This window comes from Dehalogenimonas formicexedens (assembly GCF_001953175.1).
Classification (GTDB): Bacteria; Chloroflexota; Dehalococcoidia; order Dehalococcoidales; family Dehalococcoidaceae; genus Dehalogenimonas; species Dehalogenimonas formicexedens.
This window is the reverse complement of sequence record NZ_CP018258.1, coordinates 1,050,880-1,075,192: the sequence shown is the minus strand read 5'-3', so window position 1 is coordinate 1,075,192 and position 24,313 is coordinate 1,050,880. Positions and strand designations below refer to the sequence as shown.

At 53.9% G+C, this 24,313-nt stretch carries 18 protein-coding genes; 6 read left to right on the top strand and 12 right to left on the bottom strand.

The window, feature by feature from the left end:
* Positions 1-69: 69 nt before the first annotated feature.
* Together Dform_RS05630 and Dform_RS05625 are read right to left on the bottom strand one after the other, a co-directional pair.
* Positions 70-744, bottom strand: coding sequence for a hypothetical protein (locus Dform_RS05630; protein ID WP_076004143.1), 675 nt, complete (start codon positions 742-744; stop codon positions 70-72).
* Between the two features lie 41 nt (positions 745-785).
* Positions 786-4,043 carry a type ISP restriction/modification enzyme gene (locus Dform_RS05625; RefSeq protein WP_076004142.1) on the bottom strand — a complete coding sequence of 1,086 codons (3,258 nt, stop codon included), beginning with the start codon at positions 4,041-4,043 and terminating at the stop codon, positions 786-788.
* Between the two features lie 216 nt (positions 4,044-4,259).
* On the opposite strand from Dform_RS05625, the gene Dform_RS05615 reads away from it, so the two are divergent.
* A protein-coding gene (locus Dform_RS05615; RefSeq protein WP_099092355.1) for an IS3 family transposase occupies positions 4,260-5,374 on the top strand; the annotation gives its coding sequence in 2 pieces (ribosomal slippage) (positions 4,260-4,524 and positions 4,524-5,374; 1,116 coding nt in all).
* Between the two features lie 26 nt (positions 5,375-5,400).
* On the opposite strand, the gene Dform_RS05610 is transcribed toward Dform_RS05615, so the two are convergent.
* Together Dform_RS05610 and Dform_RS05605 are read right to left on the bottom strand one after the other, a co-directional pair.
* Positions 5,401-6,144, bottom strand: coding sequence for a hypothetical protein (locus tag Dform_RS05610; RefSeq protein WP_076004141.1), 744 nt, complete (start codon positions 6,142-6,144; stop codon positions 5,401-5,403).
* A 462-nt stretch (positions 6,145-6,606) separates the two neighbouring features.
* The gene (locus Dform_RS05605; protein WP_076004140.1) at positions 6,607-6,975 is read right to left on the bottom strand and encodes a hypothetical protein; all 369 of its coding nucleotides are present in this window, start codon (positions 6,973-6,975) and stop codon (positions 6,607-6,609) included.
* A 448-nt stretch (positions 6,976-7,423) separates the two neighbouring features.
* Here Dform_RS05605 and Dform_RS05600 point away from each other — a divergent pair, with 448 nt between their 5' ends.
* Both Dform_RS05600 and Dform_RS05595 read left to right on the top strand, forming a co-directional pair.
* Positions 7,424-8,563, top strand: a complete 1,140-nt coding sequence (locus Dform_RS05600; protein WP_076004139.1) for a peptidase MA family metallohydrolase — start codon at positions 7,424-7,426, stop codon at positions 8,561-8,563.
* Between the two features lie 18 nt (positions 8,564-8,581).
* Positions 8,582-10,243: a peptide ABC transporter substrate-binding protein gene (locus Dform_RS05595; protein WP_083635370.1), complete on the top strand. Its 1,662-nt coding sequence runs from the start codon at positions 8,582-8,584 to the stop codon at positions 10,241-10,243.
* A 67-nt stretch (positions 10,244-10,310) separates the two neighbouring features.
* On the opposite strand, the gene Dform_RS05590 is transcribed toward Dform_RS05595, so the two are convergent.
* The 7 genes from Dform_RS05590 to malQ form a co-directional block, all read right to left on the bottom strand.
* On the bottom strand, positions 10,311-11,753 hold the full coding sequence (locus Dform_RS05590) for a fibronectin type III domain-containing protein (RefSeq protein WP_076004137.1): 1,443 nt from the start codon (positions 11,751-11,753) through the stop codon (positions 10,311-10,313).
* Positions 11,750-12,715, bottom strand: coding sequence for a hypothetical protein (locus tag Dform_RS05585; RefSeq protein ID WP_158513472.1), 966 nt, complete (start codon positions 12,713-12,715; stop codon positions 11,750-11,752). The genes Dform_RS05590 and Dform_RS05585 overlap by 4 nt, the downstream gene beginning before the upstream one ends.
* Positions 12,716-12,877: 162 nt before the next feature.
* Positions 12,878-13,375, bottom strand: a complete 498-nt coding sequence (locus tag Dform_RS11235; protein WP_145925534.1) for a hypothetical protein — start codon at positions 13,373-13,375, stop codon at positions 12,878-12,880.
* 391 nt (positions 13,376-13,766) lie between these two features.
* Complete coding sequence (locus Dform_RS05575) at positions 13,767-14,804, bottom strand: HD domain-containing phosphohydrolase (RefSeq protein WP_076004134.1); 1,038 nt, start codon at positions 14,802-14,804, stop codon at positions 13,767-13,769.
* Between the two features lies 1 nt (position 14,805).
* The gene (locus Dform_RS05570) at positions 14,806-15,129 is read right to left on the bottom strand and encodes a response regulator (RefSeq protein ID WP_225973646.1); all 324 of its coding nucleotides are present in this window, start codon (positions 15,127-15,129) and stop codon (positions 14,806-14,808) included.
* A 165-nt stretch (positions 15,130-15,294) separates the two neighbouring features.
* Positions 15,295-17,706 carry a DUF3536 domain-containing protein gene (locus Dform_RS05565; protein ID WP_076004133.1) on the bottom strand — a complete coding sequence of 804 codons (2,412 nt, stop codon included), beginning with the start codon at positions 17,704-17,706 and terminating at the stop codon, positions 15,295-15,297.
* Positions 17,707-17,765: 59 nt separating this feature from the next.
* Positions 17,766-19,877, bottom strand: a complete 2,112-nt coding sequence (malQ, locus tag Dform_RS05560; RefSeq protein WP_076004132.1) for a 4-alpha-glucanotransferase — start codon at positions 19,875-19,877, stop codon at positions 17,766-17,768.
* 122 nt (positions 19,878-19,999) lie between these two features.
* Here malQ and glgP point away from each other — a divergent pair, with 122 nt between their 5' ends.
* Positions 20,000-22,138: an alpha-glucan family phosphorylase gene (glgP, locus tag Dform_RS05555; protein ID WP_076004131.1), complete on the top strand. Its 2,139-nt coding sequence runs from the start codon at positions 20,000-20,002 to the stop codon at positions 22,136-22,138.
* A 21-nt stretch (positions 22,139-22,159) separates the two neighbouring features.
* Here the strand turns inward: glgP and Dform_RS05550 are convergent, their stop codons facing one another.
* Positions 22,160-23,236, bottom strand: a complete 1,077-nt coding sequence (locus tag Dform_RS05550; RefSeq protein WP_076004130.1) for a glycosyltransferase — start codon at positions 23,234-23,236, stop codon at positions 22,160-22,162.
* A gap of 104 nt (positions 23,237-23,340) precedes the next feature.
* On the opposite strand from Dform_RS05550, the gene Dform_RS05545 reads away from it, so the two are divergent.
* Positions 23,341-24,027, top strand: a complete 687-nt coding sequence (locus Dform_RS05545; protein WP_076004129.1) for a Crp/Fnr family transcriptional regulator — start codon at positions 23,341-23,343, stop codon at positions 24,025-24,027.
* A gap of 51 nt (positions 24,028-24,078) precedes the next feature.
* Complete coding sequence (locus Dform_RS05540) at positions 24,079-24,294, top strand: 4Fe-4S binding protein (RefSeq protein ID WP_076004128.1); 216 nt, start codon at positions 24,079-24,081, stop codon at positions 24,292-24,294.
* Positions 24,295-24,313: the final 19 nt, after the last annotated feature.

Genomic DNA, 24,313 nt, shown 5'->3' with positions numbered 1-24,313 from the left:
TTAGTAGTTCTATTATGCGGTCCGCCCTGGTGCCCCTGAATAATTTGAACACTGGGAGGTATGCCTTACCTAAATTGGCACGCAAACGGTAGAAAATCCCCTTAACAGTTGACCAACTGACTGTCGGTTCACCCGGTTTCCGCTGACCAGCTCAGTAAGCCAATCTTTAAGGGCGGTATGACTGAGCAAGTACTCGCTTGGGGATTCAAAAACGTTCCCGTGTATTGTTGAGAAACGCGATAAATCAGCCGGGAAAGGGTTTGAATATATAATAACCCCCGGAGGGTTGGTCGAAGCATATACTTCGTGCCTACCTTGGGAATTTCCAGCTTTCTGGAGGCTTTTGGTTGCGGCAACTTGTAGTGCCCAGGTGTCCTGAAGAAGATTGGGCGAATTATTCCTTAACTTCTGGAACGTATTGTACATGGGGAAAACATAATAGACAGCATTTGGCCGGTTTATTGCTAATCTGAGAAGGTTGCCGTTCTGCCTATCATTTATCGTATATCGGTACGGAATTTGGTTGGGTGGAGTGGCTTTCGGAGCCTTAAACTGGAGTGCCAGGTGAAACCCCCTCGGGACATTTTGAATTAGTTCGTCGATACCATTCTTCGCCTCTTGGTCCTGTTTCATACCAACCCAAAAAGCACAGGCACAACCAGGCCAACTGCGAACCATTTGCAGGATTTCTGCACTAATATTGAGTTCAAGAGTTTTCTCTGACACTTTTAATCGGCTCGTCATTCACCCTCCACAGTTCGTTTGCGCCGGTTTACAAGGCACCATTAGAACGAGGACTGTTCGGTCGGTTCTCTATCGTTCCCTCTTGAATCCGGCGGCCTTCGTTCTTCCTCCGTTGGAAAAGGAAGTTCGGTTGCTTGAATTATTTCGCTCTGTAGCACTGCATCAAGGAATGCGGATAGACTCGGTGACATATTTACCGTTTGTTCAAGAACCCACAACAATTCTAGTAGTTCTTCATTAAATTCTGCGGGCCATTCCAAAGGGTGAATTTCATCTAATGGCGATGAGGTTCGGCCAGAGGGTTCTCTCTTTCTGTAACCTAACCATGACCGAACAGGCCGCAACCCCGACACTTCATATTCCCAAACTTCTCGCGTGACAGGAGCAAAGGTTCCATCCCCGACATGCAAAGTCTCGGTAGCTTCATCCCAATGAAAGTCATTCGGGTAACCATCCGGCGTAGATGAAATAGGCCGCAGGGCACGGGCACGTCCTGAGGGAACCCGATGAATTCTCTCCCCAATAGGCACAAGGCGTTCGCCATAGGTATGTAGCCAAATCAATCGCCGACCTAAATCGACACCGTTACGAAATAGCGTCACATCGGTAGTGATTGGTATGCGTGCAGCAGAAGTTGCCAGGTCTTCTGCAAAATGTTGAGTGAAGTCTGAATTTGCAAGGATGGAATAAGTGTAGGCAAAAATATCTTCTGGTTGGATGTGCGTCCCATATATTCGTTCAAGGTACTGAATGAATCCGTGGGTAATATTCGGTTCGGTTCCCGAGGGGTCGCGCCAAAGTGGAATGACATCTTTACCCCCAAAAGAACCTCGGAAAAAATGGAGGTCAGGAATTAGGGCACTTACCACCGCGGCTGGACCATGCCCCAATACCCCGGTTAATAAACTTGTCATATATATTTGTTTGGGTGATTGTGTAAACCAAAGAGGTTGGCTTGGGGTACGAAAAAGCCTGCCATCGGCAATAATCCATTTTCTATCGAAAGACCGATGACCATAACGGATTATTGGAGGAGCTGCGCTATTAGGATTAAGGTCACGAATCGAATGCGTTGAAGCTGGAGGTGGTAGAAGGCCAATTGATGGTCGCGTAGAGGTTCCGCGTCCGAAACTCCTGTCAGCAAACAATTCGCTCCTTTCACTTAAAGAGCTAGAAACTAGACGCTGCCAACGTCTTACTCCGGTGTCGTTTGTGACAGAAATGGGCCAAGTCCTCCCTACTTTCACTCCTGGGTGCTGCCATGGGAAAAGGTCAGTTACCAATGGCCACTTAAAGAAGTCGCTTTGGCCCTCCGGAATAAATGACGCTGTCCACTCATTTGAACACTCTGTCCACTGCAAATCAGCAAACGAATGAATCGTGTCCAGTGTGGTTAGTTTGTCTTCCCTACGGCCAGTAATTTTCACATAGTGTACATTTGCTGGTGAACCAGGATTTGGCCTGGCGTTCCGAACGCCAATCGCGATTGCAACCGGGGTTTGAATCGAAAATACATTTTCTGTTCTCCGTGCCCCTGAAGAACCGCCTTCAAGGTCAATTATCCAGAGGTCATCGAATGTTTTTCGCATCACCTCCCGCATTCCAAGGAACCCCGGTCCTTTCAAGTAACTTGATGAGGTAATAAAAGAGACTATACCGGGACCGTCAGTCGTATCGAACACCTTCCATAAAGCCCAACGCCAGAAATAGACATAAGAGTTATATAAAGATGCTATATGACTAAACATCGTTCTGCCGCGAGCGAGACGAATGAAATCTCCTAATAAACGTTCAAGTCTGGCTTCTCGGTCATCAGTTCCTTCGCTCGCTTCAAACGATTGTCGAGAATATGGAGGATTACCCATGCAAACGAGGACACGGGTCTCTCTTTTCACCCTGCCAGCACGCCGATGTTCATCCACCAGAGGTCGTAACGATAATGGAAGGCGCCCTGAGGGTGCCGGTTCAGGTGATTCCAAGGTATCAGTGAGGTAAACATGAATTCCATCATCCGGGAGTACGGCACCTGATTCTTGAAGTTTCTGAGTTATTCTCAAGTGGGCGACTGCATAAGGACCAACGAGGAGTTCAAATGCGTGAATGTTTCTCGCAAGCATTGTAGCCCGATGTGGTACAGCCCCGGCACCAAATCTTTCACGAACACATTCCACCCCTTCTGTTATTGCTGCAAGAGGATATGTACCTGTACCGGTGGCCGGGTCCAGGAGCACAACATCTGTATCAGCGTAAGCGAGGGGCTTGCCAAATCTTTCCCTAAGAAGTTCAGCTACAAGTCTGGTTTGGCATTGGACCACCTGCACCGGCGTATAGTACACACCGCGTTCCTCACGCAATTCTGGGTCATACTCTGCCAAAAAGTCCTCGTAAAAATATAACCATGGGTCGGGGTCCTGTTCTACAAGTAAGTTTGGGGCGACGGCACCTATAACCCTCACCAGAACGTCAACCGCCGTACCGATTTCCTGATAAGCTTGAGGGTCAGTTAAAACATTAAGAACTTGTCCAAGTAGTTGATGATTATGACTGAGCGTTTCGGCTGCCCTACTCGGACGAAGGTCACCCGCTCCATCGAATCGGGCTAGAAGTAAGGCATACGTCAATGTCTGAGCATAAGCATCAGCAAATTCTCGTTCGCCCGCGTCGGGAAACAGAGTTGTACTCCAGTCTGTTCTTAATTGAGACAATGCTGAATCTTCATTCAGCAATGCTCCCAAAACGTCATCTCTAAGAAAACGACAAAGGGGTGCCAATAATACAGCGAGTGCCCTGGGGGAATTAGGTGTAATCGGTTGCCACGACAGGTATTGTGTTAATAGAGATTGAAAAGCATCTATTGCATCAGGTCTGATTCCCAACGAGCCTCTCGCTGCAATATCACCGAGGTGGATTATTTCTCCTACTCGCTGTCCGCTACGAAATAGTGCCCAATTATTTCCATCAGAATAGACCAAATTAGGAAGCTGTTTGAACTTTTTCCATTGGTCCAAGTTGTGTCCGGTGAAGACCGATGGATTCACTCCAATACCTGGCTGCTTGAGTTCTATGTGGCCTACCAGGAGACTATCTATTGCAACCGCCATATCCGGCCGACCTATTTCAGGAGTATTGACTTCGGTAACGGCAATGGCAATATGGTTAAGCAACTCACCAAAAGCCCGAATTAGATTCTCCGTGGGATTCTTCAGCTGGTCTTCCGGTTGACCGCCCAATCCTGATGTCAACTTCTCGCGAACGGCATTGGCATAGTCTCTAAGTATCGTACGAATCTCTGTAGGCATAATTACCCATCACTCGGATTTGATGGTTGGTCTAGTTCCCCAACCAACTGATGTATATTAACACCAAGGTACCGAAGATTGAAGTTGTTTGTGAACCGGTTTAGCATCACGCTACAATAGTCCCACAGGCGAAAATCAGGACGCAGGAAATTGACCTGACCCCCTAAAACGAGTCCAGTTTCATGTTAGACTGGAAAATAAGAAAGGGGGAAGCAGATGCCCAGGAAATCTTTCACGCCAGAGCAGATCATCAACAAGCTCCGAGAGGCTGAGGTCCTTATCAGCCAAGGTACTACCCTCTCCGTAATGCTCAAGAAGATCGGAGTCAGCGACTGCACCTATTATCGCTGGCGCCAGGAGTTCGGTGGCATGCGCATCGAGCAGGCAAAACGACTTAAGGAACTCGAACAAGAGAACGCACGCCTGAAGCGCCTGGTGGCTGATCTATCTCTCGATAAGGCCATCCTGGCCGAAGCCGCCCGGGGAAACTCCTAAGCCCGTCCAGGAGAAGGAAGGTGATTATCCGAATATCGGATGCACTTCATATCTCCCAGAGGCGGGCATGTATGGTATTAGGTCAGACGAGATCTACTCAACGGCGGAGTCACAACTCAAGTGCCGAAGAGGAGAGTCTGACGGACGATATCATTTCCCTGGCCACCAAGTTTGGCCGGTATGGCTACCGGCGTATTACGGCTATGCTCAAATCGGAAGGCTGGATGGTAAATCACAAGAGGGTGGAAAGAATATGGCGGCAGGAAGGTTTAAAGGTGCCCCAGAAGCAACCAAGGCGTAAAAGACTATGGCTTAACGACAACTCGTGCATCCGTTTGAGGCCGGAACACAAGGACCACGTTTGGAGCTACGACTTTGTTAAACGTAGGACAGAGAACGGCAAGGCTTTCAGGATACTGACCATTATCGATGAGTTCACTAGGGAGTGCCCGGCGCTGCTGGTGGCCCGCAGTATCCCTTCTCATGATGTCATAGACCAGCTTTTCCAACTCTTTGTGCTCCGGGGAATACCTGAGTACATCCGCTCCGACAATGGAACCGAATTCACCGCCAGGCAGATACGCAAATGGCTGGCCAGGATTGGAGTTAAAACGCTATTCATCGAGCCAGGGAGCCCATGGGAAAACGGCTACATTGAGTCCTTCAATGGCAAGCTCAGTGATGAACTCCTGGACCGGGAAATATTCAGTACGTTAACTGAGGCGAAGGTATTGATTGAGCAGTGGAGGAGGGACTACAATCAGATCCGGCCCCACAGCTCACTCGGCTACCGTCCACCGGCGCCAGAGGCCAAGATAGCTGCAATAACTACTTAAGAAGTGGTATCGCTATCGGGGGCAGGTCAATTATGTTTTCCGTCTTCAAGACCGAAATAGAGAGATACTACCGATTTTGCCTGGAAGCGAAACTTGGGCGTGTTTGTGGGAGTCCAAGATGCGAGCTCATCAAACAATAGCATTATCGCCTGGTTGAGAGTCAATCCAGCAACACCCTCAGCGATTTGTTCATTTGAAAATATGACGCACGCCGGTTGAAAAATAGCAGACATAAAAAGAATCTCAGGCTTTGACATAGTTTTGGCCGAAAGACTCCTGTCAGCCTCAGTGTCCTTGGCAACTTTTGCTTTTCTCAGTCGTGTCGAAGTTAGTTGAGCCTGAGTCGGTGTTTTGCGTGGTCTACCGCGCGGCCTTTTCACGGCGAGAGGGATTACAACTGGCTCATCTTTAATGTATTTTCTGAGTACCTCTGTGCAAACTGGGAGGCGGAAATATCTCATTGCCACTTGGAAGACGTGGTAAGTGCTGTGGTAACCCAGCCCTATAGCCTTACCTATTTCTCCAAACGAACTGGGGACACCATTATCAAGCCCGTACCTTGATAAAGCCACAAACTTCACGTGCTCGGAAAATCGTGGTTGCCGTCTGCTTGTGCTTGATGCGAGTTCATCGAGAATTCTCACGATTGCCTGCTTGAGAGTGGTCCCATCGAGATTGTCCAAAATGACGCCATCCGGGAAAATCCGGCATTCGGGTTTCATCACCTTTGAAAGAAAAAGTGTTTCTGGTTTCCTAATCATCGCTGGCATTATAATCGGTATTGAGATATTTTCCCTATTCCTATTGCAATACACGAAGCTATAATAGGTTTATGCAAGAGCACGTTATGCCCCGAATTTCCCGAGACGCTTAAAAATAGCGCCATAATAATCAAAGACAAGGACAACCGGTCTCAGTACGCTTGGCGCTATCAGGACGCCAAAAAAGTCTTGTTGCACGTCAAAGAATCTGTGCTGTTAGTTTGCTCGATTCAGATTTATGACCAAAATACTCCTTGTGGGTTTGTTAAAGGATGGTCGGTTAAGCCTCAAGCAGATTCAAATGGGGCATACATTGACTCTATTGACTTCCTAACCGGTTACAACGATTTATCGGGTAAAGGATTTTTGTGTGTAATTAAATGCCTACATGATAAATGTCGAAAAAGATAGCTATGCACCAATTAACAGTGATGCCAATGTTCGTGTTTAGCCATGATGGCGTCAGAGGTACTACTCATAGAAGCTAAGGTCAGCTATGAGTCTATCAGCAATGTAAATGTTCCCTTTGGCTCTTGCCTCAGCAGCCACTTTTCGAAGCCGGCTTTTGAATTTATCACCATGGTCAACCTGCCTTTGTTCACGAACGACAGCATGGGTGATTTCATGGATTAGCAAAACACTTAAACCGATGTGGTCGCCACGCTTAACACAGTTACTCCATTTTTTGGTGTTCACCAGGATTGCCTTCTTAGAACGGTCGCAATAGCCAACAAGAATCTCATTATCAAAGAGTGAAGCCTTCCATTCTTCTTTAGCATCCCAAGAAGGAAAATAGGAGTGCTTCACTTCTTGAAATAACCTGTCAAGTTCTTCGGGCATCGTACTCGACCTTTAACAGTACCTATCTATTCACTGACTTTTTAGTGTTCATCGTCTAAACCGTTTAGAAAGCAGCTAAAGACCGTTTTCCGGTGTCGACAAAGTTTAAGCTGTTATCGTTTATTGTACCTCGGACGAAGCGAAAAATCAGCGGGGATTGCACGCTTTTTTGCACGCTTTCCAGCCCGCTGTTATTGGTACCTGTTCTTCTGTTATGTTCAAAATAAGGTTGGATTGTGCGGCATTAAAAGGAAGGATTACGAGTGGATGACATGGTTAATACGCCCTTGACATAACTCATAACCCGAAGGTCATAGGTTCGAATCCTATCCCCGCTACCAAATGAACTACAACCCGTCTGAAGAGGCGGGTTTTCGTTTTCTTGAGTTTTCATTTTCGTTACTTCTGACGGTATAATCCCCTTATCCGCAGCACACTCGGGGGGACTATGTTCAAACGGTTTCGATTGACGCTTGGTTCCGTGATTTTGGCGGTCATCATTCTGCTGGCTCCTCAAACCGCCGCGGCGATGGCCCCGGTCGCACAGCAGACAGGTACCAGCCAATCGCAGGGCTCAATTTCAATCACCTCGACCTCGGTCCAGCCTTCTTTCCCCCTGACCATCAAATTCAACATCGTCGCCCAGGGGACTTCCAATATTGTCGATGCCCGGCTCCACTACCGGATCGAACGGACTTCTTTCGCCCAGGTGACCAGCGAGGCTATCGCCACAATCACGCCTTCCAAATCGATCAACTCAAGCTATACCCTTGATCTCCGCTACATCGGCGGCGTGCCGACGGGAACGAAGATAGATTACTGGTGGACGCTCAAGGACGCCGACAACAACGTCACCCAAAGCGGCACCACCATTTTCAGCTTCGAGGATACCCGGTATTCCTGGCAGACCATCACCCAGGGACTGGTGACCCTGAAATGGTACCAGGGCAACTCCCAGTTCGCCCAGACCCTGATGACCACCGCCCAGCAGGCGCTGGTGAAGCTGGCCGCCGATACCGGGGCGCAACTGAAGAAACCGGTCACCATCTACATCTACAACGGGCCGACCGATCTCCAGGGGGCGATGGTATTCCCCCAGGAGTGGACCGGCGGCGTAGCTTTTACCGATTTCAACATCATCACCATCGGTGTCGCCACGGACAACCTGGCGTGGGGCACCGGGGCGGTGATACACGAACTCGCCCACCTGGTGACCAACCAGATGACCGACAACCCGTACGCCGGCATCCCGGTGTGGTTGAACGAGGGCCTTTCGATGTATGCCGAGGGTCCGCTGGACGCGACCTTCGTCACCGTTTTCAACCTGGCCGTTCTGAGCAAGACACTCATCTCTGTCCGGACACTGGACAGCCCGTTCTCCGCGGATTCGAACAAGGCTTACCTTTCCTACGCCGAAAGCTATTACCTGGTCAAATTCCTGGTGGACAGCTACGGTCAGTCAAAGCTTGCCTCGCTGCTGACAACCTTCGCCCAGGGCTCGACCTACGACAACGCTTTCAAGACCGTTTACGGCTTCGACATCGCCGGTCTGAACACCCTCTGGCAGAATTCGGTCTACGGCAAATAACCGGCGAAGAGGCGATTGATGATGAATGAGATGAATTTCAAAAAGCTTTTGGCGATACCCCTGGCCCTGGTTTTGCTGCTTGGCCTGATCGCCGGCTGCACCGGTAACGGCCAGACGACGCCGCCCCCCGGCTCGACCACCGCGCCCCCCGGTTCGACCACGGCGGCGCCGGTAACCACGGCGCCTGCCTCCAATACCGTCCTGAACCTGGAGGCTTCCGAACCTTACACCCTGGATCCGGCCCTGGCGGCGGAATCGGGTTCGATCCTGTTCGTGAACCAGATCTTCAGCGGCCTGGTCAAGACGGGCACTACCGGCGTTCTGCCGGACATTGCCACCGGCTGGGACATCAGCGCCGACGGTAAGACCTACACTTTCCACCTGCGGAACGATGTGGCCTTCCAGAACGGGCACCGGCTGACGGCGGCGGACTTCAAGTACTCCTGGGAACGCGCCTGCACGCTTTCGGTCGGTTCTACCACCGCGGCGACTTATCTTTCCGATATCGCCGGGGCAATAGAGATGCTCACCGGGCGGGCCACAAGCCTTTCTGGCGTCAAGGTCGTCGACGATTACACGCTGCAGGTTACACTTGTAAAACCGGCATCTTATTTCATCTACAAGCTGGCATTTGTCACCGCTTTCGCCGTCGATAAGCAGAATGTGGCCTCGGGCGCCAACTGGTGGGAGACGCCCAGCGGCACCGGGCCGTTCAAGCTCGGGAGCTGGGTCAAGACCACCTCCATCACCCTGACCCAGAACCGCAACTATTACGGCGGCGCGGTCAAACTCGGGTCGGCGGTCTTCAAGTTCCTGGCGGGCCGCTCGATGGACCTTTACGAGACTGGCCAGATCGACGTCGCCGGCATTGGCGGCGATGACCTCGACCGGGCGACGGACCCCGCAGGGACTTTCGCCTCCCAGCTTAAATCGGTCCCTGAACTCAGCCTGTCGTACATCGGCTTCAATGTCGAAAAGGCCCCGTTCGACGACCCGCTGGTAAGGAAGGCCTTTTCTATGGCGGTCGATCTCAAGAAGATCATCAGCCTGACCTTCAATGACGCAATCAAGCAGGCCAACGGCATTTTACCGGCGGGCATCCCCGGATATGATTCGACATCGGCGGCGCTCAGTTTCAATATCACCCAGGCTAAAGCGCTCATCGCCCAGTCGAAGTACGGGTCTGTTTCCAACCTGCCCCCGATCACCATCACCACCTCCGGTTACGGCGGGCTGATCGACGGCGGCCTGCAGGCTATCATCAACGAATGGCAGGTCAACCTTGGCGTGACGGTCAACGTCCGTCAGCTTGAGCCGAGCGTTTTTCTGTACAACCTGAAGCAGGAAAAGGACCAGATGTTTTATTCCGGCTGGATCGCCGATTATCCCAACCCCCAGGACTTCCTGGACATCCTGTTCCGTACCGGTGCGGACTTCAATTCCGGCGGATACTCGAATACTGCCGTCGACGCCTTGCTCGACCAGGCCGCCGCGGCGACCGATACCAACACCAGTTTCACTCTCTACCAGCAAGCCCAGAAGCTGATCCTCGGTGATGCCGCGGTCTTGCCGTTGTTCTTCGGTCAGGAATATGTTCTGGTAAAACCCTACGTTACCGGTTTTCAGATCAATCCCATGGGGATGCTGGTGTTGGACCAGGTTGTAGTGGCTTCGCATTAGGTCTGTGGATCAACGAAAGAAAAAGCCCCCATAGAACGAGGGCTTTTTCTTTAACTCGCCGGTGTCGTTATCTGTTGGTGTACTTCAGCTTTGCCTCGGGTCTGCGTGATCTCCAGAAAATGAAAACGGCGACACCTGCCGCGGCAACAAAGAATAAAATTGGAATTAACCAACCGGGCTTGGTTTGGTCGGGTGTTGGAGGCGTTGTGATTATCGGCGACTCTGACGTCGGTATAGGAACAGTCGTGGTCGGCGGCGCGATCACGGCTGCCTTGATTGTGACGCTGACTGTGGCGAAGAGGGGCGGACTGAAGGGGGTGTGGTCGTTCTGAACCAGCTGAACCCCCAGGATATGGATGCCGGGCGCCAGGCCGGTCCAGCCGTTGGTGGTCGATTCGCTTTCCTTATAAGTCCCCGCCGCGCTGAACGCACTCGCTCCTGGTGTCGTGGGGATCGGCACGTCGAGGTAGTAGACAACCCTGCCTTCGCCAGGCGCGTTAGGCCGGTTATCGCCCACCAGGTTGATGTTGCCCGCGTTTATGGAGATGGTCACGTCGCCGGAATCGAACGAGGTCCCGGTCAGCGGGCCGGCGATCTTGAGGGTGGGAGTGAGGACCGGGGGCGCTGCCGGGATCAGCAGGGCATAGCTGGTGAAATGGGTTACCTGGACGGAAACGGTGTTGGCTGAAGCATTCACCGTGCCGAGGAGCTTGACCCACTGCGTGCCGTCCCACCAGGCGATGTAGAGATCGGCTTCGCGGGCGCCGGAGGGAAGGTCGCTGTCTTTATAATTGAAGGTGAGGGTGACAGCCGGGTTGAAAGTGACCCCGTTAGGGCCCATTTCAATGGCCATCACCAGGCTGTTTTCCGGCGGGGCAGGCGGCGGATTGGCGAGCGGCTGGGCTGAAAGGAAGGGCTGGGCAGCTCCGGCGGCGTTCCAGATGTAGACTCCGACGGGGACAGAGAGAGACACTTTGCCGTCAGCCGTCTTGATCTCACCGGCGGTAATCGCCCTGCCGTTGCCGTCCATGAACGGCGACGTCCCGGAAAGCCCGATGCCGATAAGCTGGCTGCCGAAGCCGCCACCGCCACCGCCGCCTCCGCCGCCGCCCGAGGCGGAAGTCGCGAAGGTGCCGTCATCTGAAATAGTCGAAAAAACGGTATCCGGGATCTCCGACTTCACCCGGTAATGGTAGGTTGTTCCGGCGGTTAGCCCGGAGAGCGTCACGCTGTGAGCGGAAACCAGCGTCAGGTCGATCTCGGTGCTGTGAGCGTAATCATTGATGTCCGCATGGGATGAAGTGTCGTAATAGACCTGGGAGGTAGCGCCGCCGTTGGTTTCCCACGTTATAACCGCGCCGGACGCCGTGAGCCCCGAGGAGTTGATGTTGGAGGTCTCCAGCGGGATAGTGCCGGTGATGTCGGTGCCGCCCTGGGCGGCGACCGCGACCGGACAGGCGGAAAGCAGTCCCGCTACGAAAACCCCCAGGATCACTCTCGATTGTTTCATCTGGCTGCTTTTTTATTACCCGCGGCGAACATGGCGATGACGATAAGTAATGCTCCGGCGGCGATCCCGGCGAGGAGCGTTACCGATATCCCTTTCGAGGCGGATGTTGGAGAGGAGGAGGGAACTATTTCGGTTGACGCGGGTGAGGTAGTTGGAATCGAAGTAGGTGTCGCGTAGGGACCGATGACTTCAAAACTGCCATTCCCAGAAACCAAGTAGGTTCCATCTTCCAAAACCAACCTGGTATTAATTGAATAAACACCCTGGGAGAGGGTGATTTTAGGGAAATAAAGCGCGCTAATCTGGCGTATGCTCCCGGGAATTATCGATGAGGACGAGAGAGGAATTTGAATGGTATCGATCACCAGTCCCTGTGAATTTGAGATCGCTATTTCGCCGGTCACCTTGTAATGATGGTTTCCTGTGTTCCGAAAGGTAGTGGAAATTTCGATCGGCTGACCGCTTGCAACTTTCCCTGCTTTGACCTCGGTTACGGTTGCCGTGTGGGTAAGGGTGCTGCCTTTAATCGTGAGAAGAACAGGGATATTGAAGGCAGAAAGACTTCCTGTTCCTCCTGCAGGAGGCAGTTCATGGATATAAATAACGGCGTATCTTCCGCCGCTGCCTATATCGGAAGGAATCGATATTGTGGCCACAATATCCTGAGACCCGCCCGGATCCAGATGGAATGTTGGCTTGTCGATCCTGATAAAAGCGCGCGCCGAGTAAGGGCTCACATCCTGAACAGGCGTAATTGTTTGAACTGAACCGTCTGGAGAGCTGCCGTATCCCATGATATCAACTGCCACGTCCATTGCCCGATTTTCGGTGCCAAGTTGCAGTGTCATCCGATGGGTAACAGTACTCCCGGGCGATACATCGATTTTTATAGATTCGAAAGGTGTTAGAGAGATACCTGTGCTTGCACGAACTATTCCAGGCGCAACAAAGAGACTCAACATTGATACTATTACGGTGACCAACAAAAACCTGAAGTGTCTATTAATCATTGATCTGAGCAGTACACAATCCTTACTCGAACCGAAAAGAACTTTCCAAGTCTAGTTTAGTCGTTGCTATATCTAGACTTGGCGGCGGCTTGAAAGCCGCCGCCAAGCAGGTTACTAGGATGCAGGCGTCGCTGTGTAGGTCAATGTGATTGAATATGCCCCAGGAAGGTCTCCTGTACCTACCAACTGGCTAACGTATAGTGGGATCGTGAACGTACCCGCAGCACCATATCCATGAGCAGTATCAGCCACTAGCTGGGCCTGATAAAGAGAGATAGTCGTCACGCTTCCAGATGTCATACCGACCTGAATCAGAGCGGAAAGATTATTACCATCCGCTCTTGTCATATATCCTTTACTTTCTACTTTTGCATCCGTGACTTCAAGGGACCATCCAGATGCATTCGCTACAACCGAACCTGGAGTTGTCGATGAGCCTGTATTAGTACCTACAACGAAGTTTGTAAAGGTTATGTTTGATGGCGCCGTCAAAACCGCGGTGTTAGCAATAGTGCCTGAAATGACAGTGGTTTCAGCAGAGACACTGAGCGGAGAAGCAGTCACCATTGCTAAAGAAAGAATAGTCCCGATTACAAGGATTCTTTTTTTCAATTTTGTTCTCCTTCGTCGATTATTTGTAACCTATTCTGCTATTTTATTGACGCCCAGGACCGACCGGCACCTACCCAAATTGGAGGTGTCCCTTGGGCATAAAAAAACCAGCGGTTTTCGCTGGCCTGTTTTTTGGAGCTTGATCGATGGGAGTCCCAGATGCTATCTCGGATTGGTCAAGATTTGAGAGGATCATGATCCGTCGTCGGCCTCTTCCCATCAAGTAGTTTCGGAAAGTTACTGGAAACTGGCAAATTATGTTCCAAATTTACCGGCCTGTCAATGAAAATTGTAAGTTAAGATGAGGTTAACGCAGGGCCAGGCCACTAAATTGCCGCGGAGTGACTATGTCGCTCAGAGGAGACACCCGACAACACGAGATGAGTGTGAGTTATTCGGTCAGCTTGACGGCTTCGGTAATGACGCGGCGGGCATTTTTGAAGGCGTTAACCACAGCGGGATCGAATTGGGTTCCGGCGCATCGTTCGATCTCGTTAGTGGCGAAATCCACCGTCATCGCGGTCCGGTACGGCCGCGCTGAGGTCATGGCATCGAAGGTGTCAGCCAGCGCCAGGATGCGGGCGCCCAGCGGTATGCCTTCCCCCGCCAGCATATCCGGGTAACCCTGACCGTCCCACCGCTCGTGGTGGTTGCGCACCATGGCAAGAACCGCCTCGTCCTCAACCACGGGCTGGAGGATGCGCTCCCCGAGGGCGGGGTGGCGTTCCATTTCAGCCCTCTCTTCAGGGTCCAAAGCGCCAGGTTTATGCAGTATAGTACCGTCGATGCCTATATTGCCGATGTCGTGGACCTTGCCGGCCAGCCTCAACCGTTCCATTTCAACCTGAGGCAGATCCAGTTCGATACCGATACCCACCGCAATTTCCGAAACCCGCTCGGAGTGGCCGGCGGTGTAGCCGTCCTTGGCGTCGAGAGCGTAGGCCAGGGAGGTGATGGCGTTAAAGAATGAGGACCGGATTTTCTGCGCCTGGTATTCCACCTTGGTTTCAAGGTTTTGGCGGTATTCCCGGTTTTCCAGTTGGAGGCGGCGTTTGTCCAGGGCTCGCCAGATGGAGAACAGGACTTCGTCGAGCTTGAACGGCTTCGTCAGGTAGTCGTAGGCGCCCTGTTTCATACATTCGATAGCTGTAGCCGTTTCGGTAACCGCGGTGGCGATGATCATGGCCGTATCCGGATACAACACCCTGACCTCTGCCAGCAGTTCCATGCCGGTTTTACCGGGCATTTTCATATCCGACACGATAAGTGCGATGTCGGCATTTCGCTTGAGAACTTCCAGGGCCTCATCGGCGCAGCCGGCCTCAAGGCAGGCATAGCCTTCAATAGCCAGTTTCTGGTGCAGCAACCGCCTGACTATCGGTTCGTCATCGACAACCAGGATTGTTTCCTTGGCTTTGGCGTTTTCCATCCTACAATCCTGCTACCATTTCCTGGATTTTTTCTAAAAGTTCGGACGGGGAGAAGGGCTTGGGCAGGGCCGGCCGTCCGGAGCTTGCCAGAAACCTGGCCGTTTCCCCGGAGGCCACGTCACCCGTGGTGAATATCACACCTTTGGCCAACGGCAGATCATGTTCGAGGATCCAGGAGTAAAGCTGTTCGCCGTTCATGTTCGGCGTCCTGACGTCTATCAGGCACAGGTTGAACTTTTCTGAGGACAATCGGCTGATGGCTGCCATGCCATCTTCAGCCAGGGCGACATCGAAACCCCTGGGGGTGAGGACCCGCAGACACACCTGCCGATAGCGGGCTCATCTTCAACCACCAGCACCTTGATCGCCGGTTTCTGGTTTTGGGCTATGGGGGATTGTTCCAACTATCCTGCCCTACTAAGATTCGTATTAAGATAACATAACCTGACATAACAAATCAATGAATCCGGCTGGGAAAATAGTACTGGATCAATCAATTCTGATCTGTAATAACCTGCCCAGCAGTACGAATGACGCCAGCCAGTCTTCCCTACCGGGCTTGTCTTTGCGCCCGATATAGATGTTCTGGAACATGGCGAAGTAAAGGTTTTGGACCCGCCAGAGGTTGGGGAACAGGATGGTATCTTTGAACAGCTGGAGCGACCCGATTGCCGTGGACATGGCGGCGTGATCATCGGGGGCATCGATCAGCGAGAGCAAAATGTTTTCCAGCTGCCCGGACAGGTAATAGGACACCGCCTCTTTTTCAGGCGGAATCTCCCAAAGTTTCATCTCATTCAACAGGGTTTCGACATTTTCCAGATCAAGGGTGTCAGCTTTAAGCATGTCCTTAAGATCGGTGGAAAGCACGAATTCAGCCGCCGTTTTGAACTGGGACGGGATGGCCTGACCCAGGGAGCGGAGGAACCGCATGGTCTCGCGATGCCCGGAATAGATCGTCCGGTACGCCGCTTCGGCCTCTTTCAAGGTCCCGCCGATAATACCCTCGACGACCACCGTCCGTTCATCGCCGAACAGGTGCCGCAGATCAAAAACGCTTCCAGCGAACCTGGCCTCCAGGAATTCCCGGCAGCCGGCGCCATCAGCCGGGCCGGCGAACGACCCAAGTTTAGACTTCAAGCCCGCGTAGTCTTCGGGCGATTTATAGGCCTCCAGACCGGCGATAACCTCATGGCTTCCCCGGAGCATGGCCGCGAAAACGAACCTCTGTTTTTCTAAAGTCACCGTTGAAGATATTTCGATATCCCCCGATGACAGGCGCAAGCCGTCATCGCCGTACCGGTTCAGGTCGCTGATGTTAATTGAATAGGTGTACAGGTCGGGTTCCGATGCCGGCTCCGGGAAGAGTGACTGGATGGCGATATTGGCCGCGGCTTGTTTAAGGCCGGCGATCAGGGGCCGCACTTCCCGCTCGAAAATATCCCAACCGCTGCCTTTAGCCCGGTCGTTGCTTTGAGCCGTCTCCAAAATGTTCAAAAATTCTCTTTCGGGGCTTTGGCCGAAAAGTTGATCAGCAAGCTGCAGCGCTCTGCCTGCCTGCTTCATTACCAGGACAGACTCCAGGCCGCCGATATCGTCGAAAAACCAGCCGCAGCTGGTGTAGATTGCCATCAGGTGGCGCTGGAGTTCCAGCAACTTCAACGCGCGGACTTTTTCACCGAAAGTCAGCTGCCTTGAGCCGTGTCGCTTCAAAAAGGCCTCGACCACGTCCGGGCTGCGGTCCCCGATAACTTCCTCGTAGTCGTTTCGGGCGGCCCAGGGGTCGGTCAGGAGTTCTTTGGCCGCCTGTTCGAACAATGGATTTAAGTTATCGCGAAGAAGGTCCATGGCCTGTCTCAGCGGCGCGCGCCAGCGCTGGTTCCAGCCCGGATGGGATCCGGTAGAACAGCAACAACCGCTGCGCCAGCGCTCCACGTCATGGTCGCAACTCCATGAGGAGTTTTCAACGATTTCCACTTCCGCCGCCGGGGGATGGTTCGCCAGGTATTCGGCCATGTTGGTGATCCTGACGCCACGGCGGTCGAGCTTATCGAAGGCATAAGCCAGGGCCATTTCGCCGAAACGCCGGTGATGGCCGTATGTTTCGCCATCGGTGGCGATGGTGATTATGGACGGGCCAGCCGTCCTGGCGTAGGCGGCCAGGACGCTGTCGGCGAGCTGGTCTCCGTTCTGGAGCAAAGACCCGAAGGCCACCCCTTTGGATAGCCCCGGATGATAAAAGAAAATCGATATGGAGCGGCCCGAAGGCAGGCGGCAGGCATAAGGCTGACTGGTGTCGATAGCGCCTCCGGCAGGATGCCATGATCCGTCCGGGGATTTCACACGGGCGGCCTGATGCGGCGCCAGTAAGGTAAACTTGATACCCCGGCCGGCCATAATATCGAGCGTCTCAAGGTCTACCGCGGTTTCCGGGAGCCACATGCCCTCAGGCGGGCGACCGAAACGGCGCCGGAAATCAGAAACACCCCAGGCAACCTGGGTCTCCTTGTCGCGGCGGTTAGCCAGGGGCATGATGAGGTGGTTATAGGCCTGTGCCAAAGCCGAGCCGTGACCTGAGTATTCAGGGGCGTTCTCACGGTCGGAATCGATAATCGCCGTGTAGACCTCCGGGTGGTTGACTTCCAGCCAGGTCAACAGCGTCGGTCCGAAGTTGAAGGAGAACCTGGCGTAGTTGTTGACTATCGACACGATCTGATTGGACCCATCGAGAATCCTGGCCGCGAGGTTGACGGCGTAGCACTCGTCGGTAATGCGCTCGTTCCAATCATGATACGGGGAAGCCGATTTTTCGGTCTCCACGGCTTCCAGCCAGGGGTTTTCCCTGGGCGGCTGATAGAAATGACCGTGCACGCAAAGAAATCTGGCAGGCGAATCAACCACGGCCGCTCCCTGCCTGACACGCTGTTGATTTTTTCCGGGTTAAGAAGTATGTCATGGCCTCATTTCCTGAGTTTATCGATGTCTTTCAGGAAGGAACAGATTTGCTGGTCATTTTTGAGCCGCTCCAGTGACAGCGGCGTCCGACGCCGCCAGTTGGGATGCTCGGTGTACGTGCCCGGGATGTTCTGGGCTTTGGTTGAGCCGCCCAGGTCATCAAGGCTGATCAGCATCATCTCGACATCGCTGGACGCCATCACCCGGCAAATGCTTTCATAGAGCTCCTTTGGGGAAGAAGCCCGGGATGAAATCAAGCCCCGGCGGAGAAGACAGCCGGTCAGAACCTCTTTACCGGTGCTCCGGCGCGCCGATTCCGTGCAGGCCCGTTGCCCGCTGAGAACGCCGCAGGCAACTCTTTCCGGGATGTCTGTCCCCTGCCAGAAAGCGGCGAAAGGATGCATATCGTGGGTGTTGACAGCGGCAACAGCCTGGACGGGTATGGTGTCGAGGCAGGTGTCGTTGCCGGCCAGCATCTCGTACTGGGCTACATAACTGCGTTTGATGTTGTGCCGCCTCATTGCCCGCCGCACGGCGCCCGGCACCAGCCCCAGGTCTTCGCCCACAATCACCGCCTTTGCCTTGAAGGCCTCCAGGCAGAGGATAGCATACATCTCCTCGGCGGCATAACGGACATAGACCCCGTCGGCGGCGTCCGACCCTTCCGGAATCCAATAGAGGCGGTGCAGCCCCATGATGTGATCGAGCCTCAATATCCCGGCCATCTCCAGGTGGTGCCGGACCACGCTGATGAGATAGCGATATTCGGTCTCCCTCTGCCGTTCCGGGTGGGGCGGGGGGAAACCCCAGTCCTGGCCGCCGGGAAATGCGTCATCGGGCGGCGCGCCGACGCTCGAACCCGTGACGAAGATTTCCCGGTGTTTCCAGGTGTCAAAACCATCCGGATTGGAACCCAGCGGCAGGTCAAGGTAGATAGCCTGGCCGTCTGTTTTTGACTTTTCTACGATGCCCGCAAGCTGCTCCCGGGCGATAAACTGGACATATAGATGATAACGTTCAATGTTTAAGTCGACACCCTGAATTTGGGTTGAGCCGTCCCGCATCTCCTCCGGCCATTGCCGCCAGCAGCATTTGGACCGTTCCGAATACGCCCGGAACCGGGCATATTCCTTCACCTCGGGGTGCTTTTCAACGAAGGTGTTGAACAACTCCCGTCTTAATTCCGATCCATGCCCGTTGAAAAAGCATTCGGCCAAAAGCTCAAGAACTTTTCGTTTCAGGTTGGCTAGGCCGGCATAATCCACCAGCGGCGCCGCGCGCAGAGCTGAGAGTTCATCCCGGAGTTCCTTCGAGGCCAGCAGCGCCGCGGCCGCGGGACAAAAAGTCAGTTCCAGGGTGTTCGGGACGTCGATAAATAGTTCGTTCCAGAACAGGCGGCTGACCGGGGAGTAGGGACTGGGGTTGAAATGTTCGCGGTAAAATGCCGGCAACAGCGGCAGTGTGGCGGTCAGGCCGCTGCCCAGCGTGGCGCTCCATTTAGCCAACTCGGTGAATTCGGAAAATCCGCCGGCGCCCCAGTCATTCCCTGAACGAAGAGCGTAAACCGGGCTGAAAAGGCCCCACCGGCGCGGCGGTCCCTGAAGTTCGGGAGCTTTCCGGGGCGCGGAGATAATGAATGCGCTGACCGTTTTGCCGGGGAAGATGAGACTGAGGCGGTGGTAACCGAATGGCAGGCGACATTTGAACGGTAGCCGCAGCACACGGATGAGCCCCGCATTTACAGTTACCGTCGGTAGCTCAAATCGGGCTGGGTCCGGCCAGAGGAATAAGCGGGTTTCGCCGCAGTCCAGTTCCAGAAACGCCTCGATCGTCGATGGCAGAGGCTGGGGAAGCCGGATATTTACACTCCCCAGCCTGCCTTCCCAGGCCAGCAGCACCGGCTCGATTACTCGTGTGGATTTTCTTATTTGAAGTTCATCGAGGGCCGCTCGACAGTCAGCCGCACCGGCCACATTTACACCCAATGCCCGCACCGCCGCCAGCAGCGTCTTGGCGGGTGCCCGCTTTATCCGCCCGTCCATGTCCCGGTAAGACAGCTGGATACCGCATGCTACGGCCAATTCGTTAAGCTTGTTATCTTGCCGGCTGTTTTTCAAATCGGTGTTATCCTGTTCGGCACCGCATAATCTAAATGATTATAACCGCTTGTGAGCTTGACTTGCCATCCAGCGGCAAGGATAATGGAAAAAGTTTAACGATATCTGCCCCGAGGTAATCGATGGATAAGGTTCAATTAGCGTCCCGCCTTCCGGGACGCTTATCACGTTTGGCGGATCTCTCGGCGAACCTGTGGTGGAGCTGGACCATACCGGCAAGGGAGCTTTTTGAGTCAATCGACGGCCGGCTGTGGCGGTCATCGGGACACAATCCGGTAAGACTCCTTTCAGAGGTTGAACCCAGGCGTCTCGAAAGCCTCGCGGCGGATGAGGAATTTCTCGGTAAACTCGATTCCGTTATCGAACTGTTCGACCGTCGCATGTCCGACGAGAAGAATTGGGTGACCAAGACCTATCCGGGCGTTTTCAACCATCCGGTGGCCTATTTTTCGATGGAGTTTGCGGTTCACAACTCCCTGCCGATGTACGCCGGCGGACTGGGCGTGCTGGCCGGCGACATCTGCAAAGAAGCATCCGATCTCGGTCTGCCGTTTGTCGGGGTGGGGTTCATGTACCCTGAAGGGTATTTTCACCAGCGCATCAGCGAAGACGGTTGGCAGATCGAGCATTACCGGCAACTCGATTTCGACCTGGCCCCGATCTCCAGGGTGACCCAGCCGGACGGCAGCCGTTTCCTGCTCAGTCTGCTCCTGGGAAACAAGAATATATATTTAACCGCCTGGGAGGTAAAGGTCGGCAGGGGGGTGCTCTACCTGCTGGACACAAACGTTCCCGAGAATGAACCGGGCGACCGGGAATTATCCGCCCGGTTATACAGCGCGGGCCGTGAGATCCGGTTGCAACAGGAGTACCTGCTAGGCATCGGCGGCGTGAGACTGCTGCGCGCGCTCGGGATCAACCCGGTGGCCTGGCATTGCAACGAAGGCCATACTTCGTTCCTGCTGCTGGAATTGCTCCGGGAGCGTCTGACCGCCGGGGACAGCCTGGAATCCGCCATCGAAAAAGTGCGCGATCAGGCGGTGTTCACCACCCATACTCCCGTCCCGGCAGGCCACGATACCTTCGACCCGGCTCTGATGGACCGCTACTTTTGTTGTTACTGGGATAGCCTGAAGATAGAGCGCGACGAGTTCCTGTCCCTGGGCCAGGCCAGCCCTGACGAATATTTCAACATGACCGTTTTGGGCCTCAAGTTATCCCGGCGGGCTAACGCAGTCAGCCGGCTCCACGGCGAAGTATCCCGGAAAATGTGGCGCCGGCTTTATGGATCGACTCCCGAATCCGCCGTTCCCATCGGGCACATCACCAACGGCATTCACGTCCCGACCTGGGAAACGCCACCGCTGACCAAGGCTTTTGAAAAATATATCGGAAATGATTGGTACGACCGCCGCCACGAGATCGGTTTTCGGGACTTGCTCAATAAAGTCCCGGATGAAGTGCTGTGGCAGGCGCACCAGTTCAGGAAACAGCGTCTGATTCACCTGATCACCGAACGCTCCCGCCAGGAATGGAGCAACGCCGAAGTATCCAGCCGGCGGCTGGTGGCTCTCGGCGCCCTGATGGACCCGGACGTATTGACTATCGGGTTCGTCAGGCGTTTTGTGGAATACAAACGGCCTTCACTGCTGTTCCGGGACGTCGAGAGGTTAAAGAAAATCGTGCGCAACTGGCAGCGGCCGGTACAGTTCATATTCGCCGGAAAATCACATCCGGCCGATTTCATGGCCAAGGAATTAATCCACCGTGTCTATTCGCAAGCGACAGACCGGGAATTCGAAGGCAGGGTGTGCTTTATTGAAGACTACGACCTGCACCTGGCCAGATACCTGGTTTCCGGAGTGGATGTTTGGCTCAACAATCCCCGCCGGCTCCTGGAGGCCAGCGGGACTTCAGGGATGAAGGCGGGCATCAACGGCGTGCCCAACGCCAGCATCCTGGACGGCTGGTGGCAGGAAGGGTTCAACGGGAAAAACGGCTGGGCGATAGGCAGTGAAGAAAAGCCGGAAAACCCGCTCGATGAGGACAGTCGCGACGCGTCCGACCTTTACCAGTTGCTGGAAGAACAGATCTTGCCGATGTACTATGATCGGGATGTAACCGACAGTCCAAGGCGATGGCTAAAGGTTATGAGAGAGGCCATCGCTTCAACCGTGTGGGAGTTCTCCGCCAGCCGGATGATGATCGAATATGTTGAGCAGATGTATCTGCCCATCGCCCGTTCGCTGATCGGTAAATGAGAGCGAAAAAATACCGGTTTTTCAGCGCCATGTCCAGGCGCTGTTGACCATGAAGTTCCACCCGAAACCGATCAGAATGCCGATTGCCGCCGAAACAATGTAATACAGGCCGAAAACCTGGGTCAACAAAGCCAGGATGGCGATATAGATAATAAAACCGCCGAGGCTGGTAACGTTGAAGCGTAAAAGACGGCCTGGGAGAGTGCCATCCGGACGTTTGCGGTCCCTGAAGGTGAAGCGGTCGTTCAACAGGAAATTCCAGACCACCGACACTTCGAAAGCGACCGCCCCCGCGACCAGATAATGTAAGCCGGCCCATTCCTTGAGCACGGCCAGCAGCCCCAGGTTGACCAGCGTGCCTGTGCCGCCCACGGTGACGAATTTCACTATCCGCCTGAACTCCCCGGTTCGCCTCATCAACGACAGCAGATGCCTCAGGTAATCGGTTTGAGTGACCATGGACAGCTTGGTGACTCCGGCGCGCCGGTTTTCGAAGATAAACGGCACTTCAACCGCTTGGTGGGGGCACCCCAGGCAAATGACTTCGAGCAGTATCTTGTAGCCGACCGGGCTGAGCTCGATCCCCGAAATGACGTCCTTCCGAAGCATGAAGTAGCCGCTCATGGGGTCTTTTATGCCCCGCGTCGAGGGCAGCAGCAGATGAGACAGGATGACCGCTCCCCTGGAGATGACGCGGCGGGTGGCGGACCAATTGCCGACGCTGCCTCCCGGGACGTATCTGCTGGCAACCGCGAGGTCCGCGCCGGCTTCTATGGCCCTTACCAATCTTGGCAGAACAGCCGGGGGATGCTGAAGGTCAGCATCCATTACCGCCACGATATCGCCGCCGGCCAGTTTGAAGCCGTCGACGACGGCTGAAGCCAGCCCCCGCTTGTCTTTTCTGACCGTGACGCTCACGGGATATTTTTCAGCCAGGCTGCGGACTGTCTCCGCCGTCCCGTCAGGGCTGTTGTCATCGATGACGAGGACGTCGTAGGGGTAATCCCCGAGGGCAGAATGGATTTGTTCCAGCAGTAGCGGCATATTTGCCGCTTCCTTATAGCTGGGGATAACAATGGTCAGGTGCGGTTTAGTCATATCTCTAAATGCTAGCCGAGTCATGCTGAAACCGTCAAGTCAAACATATAGCCCGGTATGAGCAGTTCTTGCTACATTCACATTCGCCGCCTATAATCTGGTCCATGGCCGAAACGTTTATCCCTGAATTGAGCGTCCTGACCAGGCAGGCAGTGATCAGGCGCAGCCCCTATTTCACGGGATTATCCCCGGTCGAGTACTCGGTCATCGAGGGAATGGCCGTTGAAGAGCGCTTTTATCGGGATGCCATGGTCGTAGCCGAAGGGGATTCGAGCCGGAAGGTGTATCTCGTTGCCTCCGGAGCCGTCAAGATATTCGGAACTTCGGCGGACGGTAAAGAGCAGATCCTGGCTATCGCCCGGCCGGGCGATAGTTTTAATGATGTTGCCGCTTTCGACGGCGGCGAAGCCCAGGCAACCGCCCAGGCGCTCACTCAACTCGTGGTGTTTGCCATCAGCGGTAAAGCGCTTTTGGAGAACGCCTGCCGTCTTGGGCCTCTGGCGGCGAACATCATCGGCGCCCTGGGATTCAAGATCAGGCAACTCGGGGAACTGGTGTCGGATCTGTCGTTCCGCCCGGTGTCGGGCAGGTTAGCCCGGATCCTGCTGAACCAGGTTGATCTACCCAATACGCCGTATTTGACCCAGCGCGACCTGGCGGCCATGGCGGGGACCGCCCGTGAAGTGGTGGCGCGAGCCTTAAAAGGGATGGAAGACGAAGGATTGATAAGGGTAGAACGCCACAAGATCGAGATCATCAACCGACCTGAACTAGAAAAAACGGCTTTATGATCTAAGTTACATCACCATTCGCTATCCCAAGGTATTATTAGGGTGCCCGGTATGATTAACATAGAAATCAATCAAAATTTGTGCGATCACTGCAACCTGTGCATAGCGTCTTGCCCCAGCGGGGGCATTATCGTCAGCAACGGCAAAGTCGTCGCCGACGCGTCCGCGGATTGCCGGGATTGCCGGACGTGCGAATCGATCTGTGGCCGAAACGCCATTAACTGGTATTACGAGATCGTTCTTAATAAACCGGTGCCGGGTGATTGATTCGATAACGCTTTAGGAA

What these genes read in the sequence shown, in the direction of transcription:
- Dform_RS05630 (WP_076004143.1), bottom strand. Translation starts at nt 744, where the DNA reads ATGACGAGCCGATTAAAAGTGTCAGAGAAAACTCTTGAACTCAATATT.
- Dform_RS05625 (WP_076004142.1), bottom strand. Translation starts at nt 4,043, where the DNA reads ATGCCTACAGAGATTCGTACGATACTTAGAGACTATGCCAATGCCGTT.
- Dform_RS05610 (WP_076004141.1), bottom strand. Translation starts at nt 6,144, where the DNA reads ATGCCAGCGATGATTAGGAAACCAGAAACACTTTTTCTTTCAAAGGTG.
- Dform_RS05605 (WP_076004140.1), bottom strand. Translation starts at nt 6,975, where the DNA reads ATGCCCGAAGAACTTGACAGGTTATTTCAAGAAGTGAAGCACTCCTAT.
- Dform_RS05600 (WP_076004139.1), top strand. Translation starts at nt 7,424, where the DNA reads ATGTTCAAACGGTTTCGATTGACGCTTGGTTCCGTGATTTTGGCGGTC.
- Dform_RS05595 (WP_083635370.1), top strand. Translation starts at nt 8,582, where the DNA reads ATGATGAATGAGATGAATTTCAAAAAGCTTTTGGCGATACCCCTGGCC.
- Dform_RS05590 (WP_076004137.1), bottom strand. Translation starts at nt 11,753, where the DNA reads ATGAAACAATCGAGAGTGATCCTGGGGGTTTTCGTAGCGGGACTGCTT.
- Dform_RS05585 (WP_158513472.1), bottom strand. Translation starts at nt 12,715, where the DNA reads ATGTTGAGTCTCTTTGTTGCGCCTGGAATAGTTCGTGCAAGCACAGGT.
- Dform_RS05575 (WP_076004134.1), bottom strand. Translation starts at nt 14,804, where the DNA reads ATGGAAAACGCCAAAGCCAAGGAAACAATCCTGGTTGTCGATGACGAA.
- glgP (WP_076004131.1), top strand. Translation starts at nt 20,000, where the DNA reads ATGGATAAGGTTCAATTAGCGTCCCGCCTTCCGGGACGCTTATCACGT.
- Dform_RS05550 (WP_076004130.1), bottom strand. Translation starts at nt 23,236, where the DNA reads ATGACTAAACCGCACCTGACCATTGTTATCCCCAGCTATAAGGAAGCG.
- Dform_RS05545 (WP_076004129.1), top strand. Translation starts at nt 23,341, where the DNA reads ATGGCCGAAACGTTTATCCCTGAATTGAGCGTCCTGACCAGGCAGGCA.
- Dform_RS05540 (WP_076004128.1), top strand. Translation starts at nt 24,079, where the DNA reads ATGATTAACATAGAAATCAATCAAAATTTGTGCGATCACTGCAACCTG.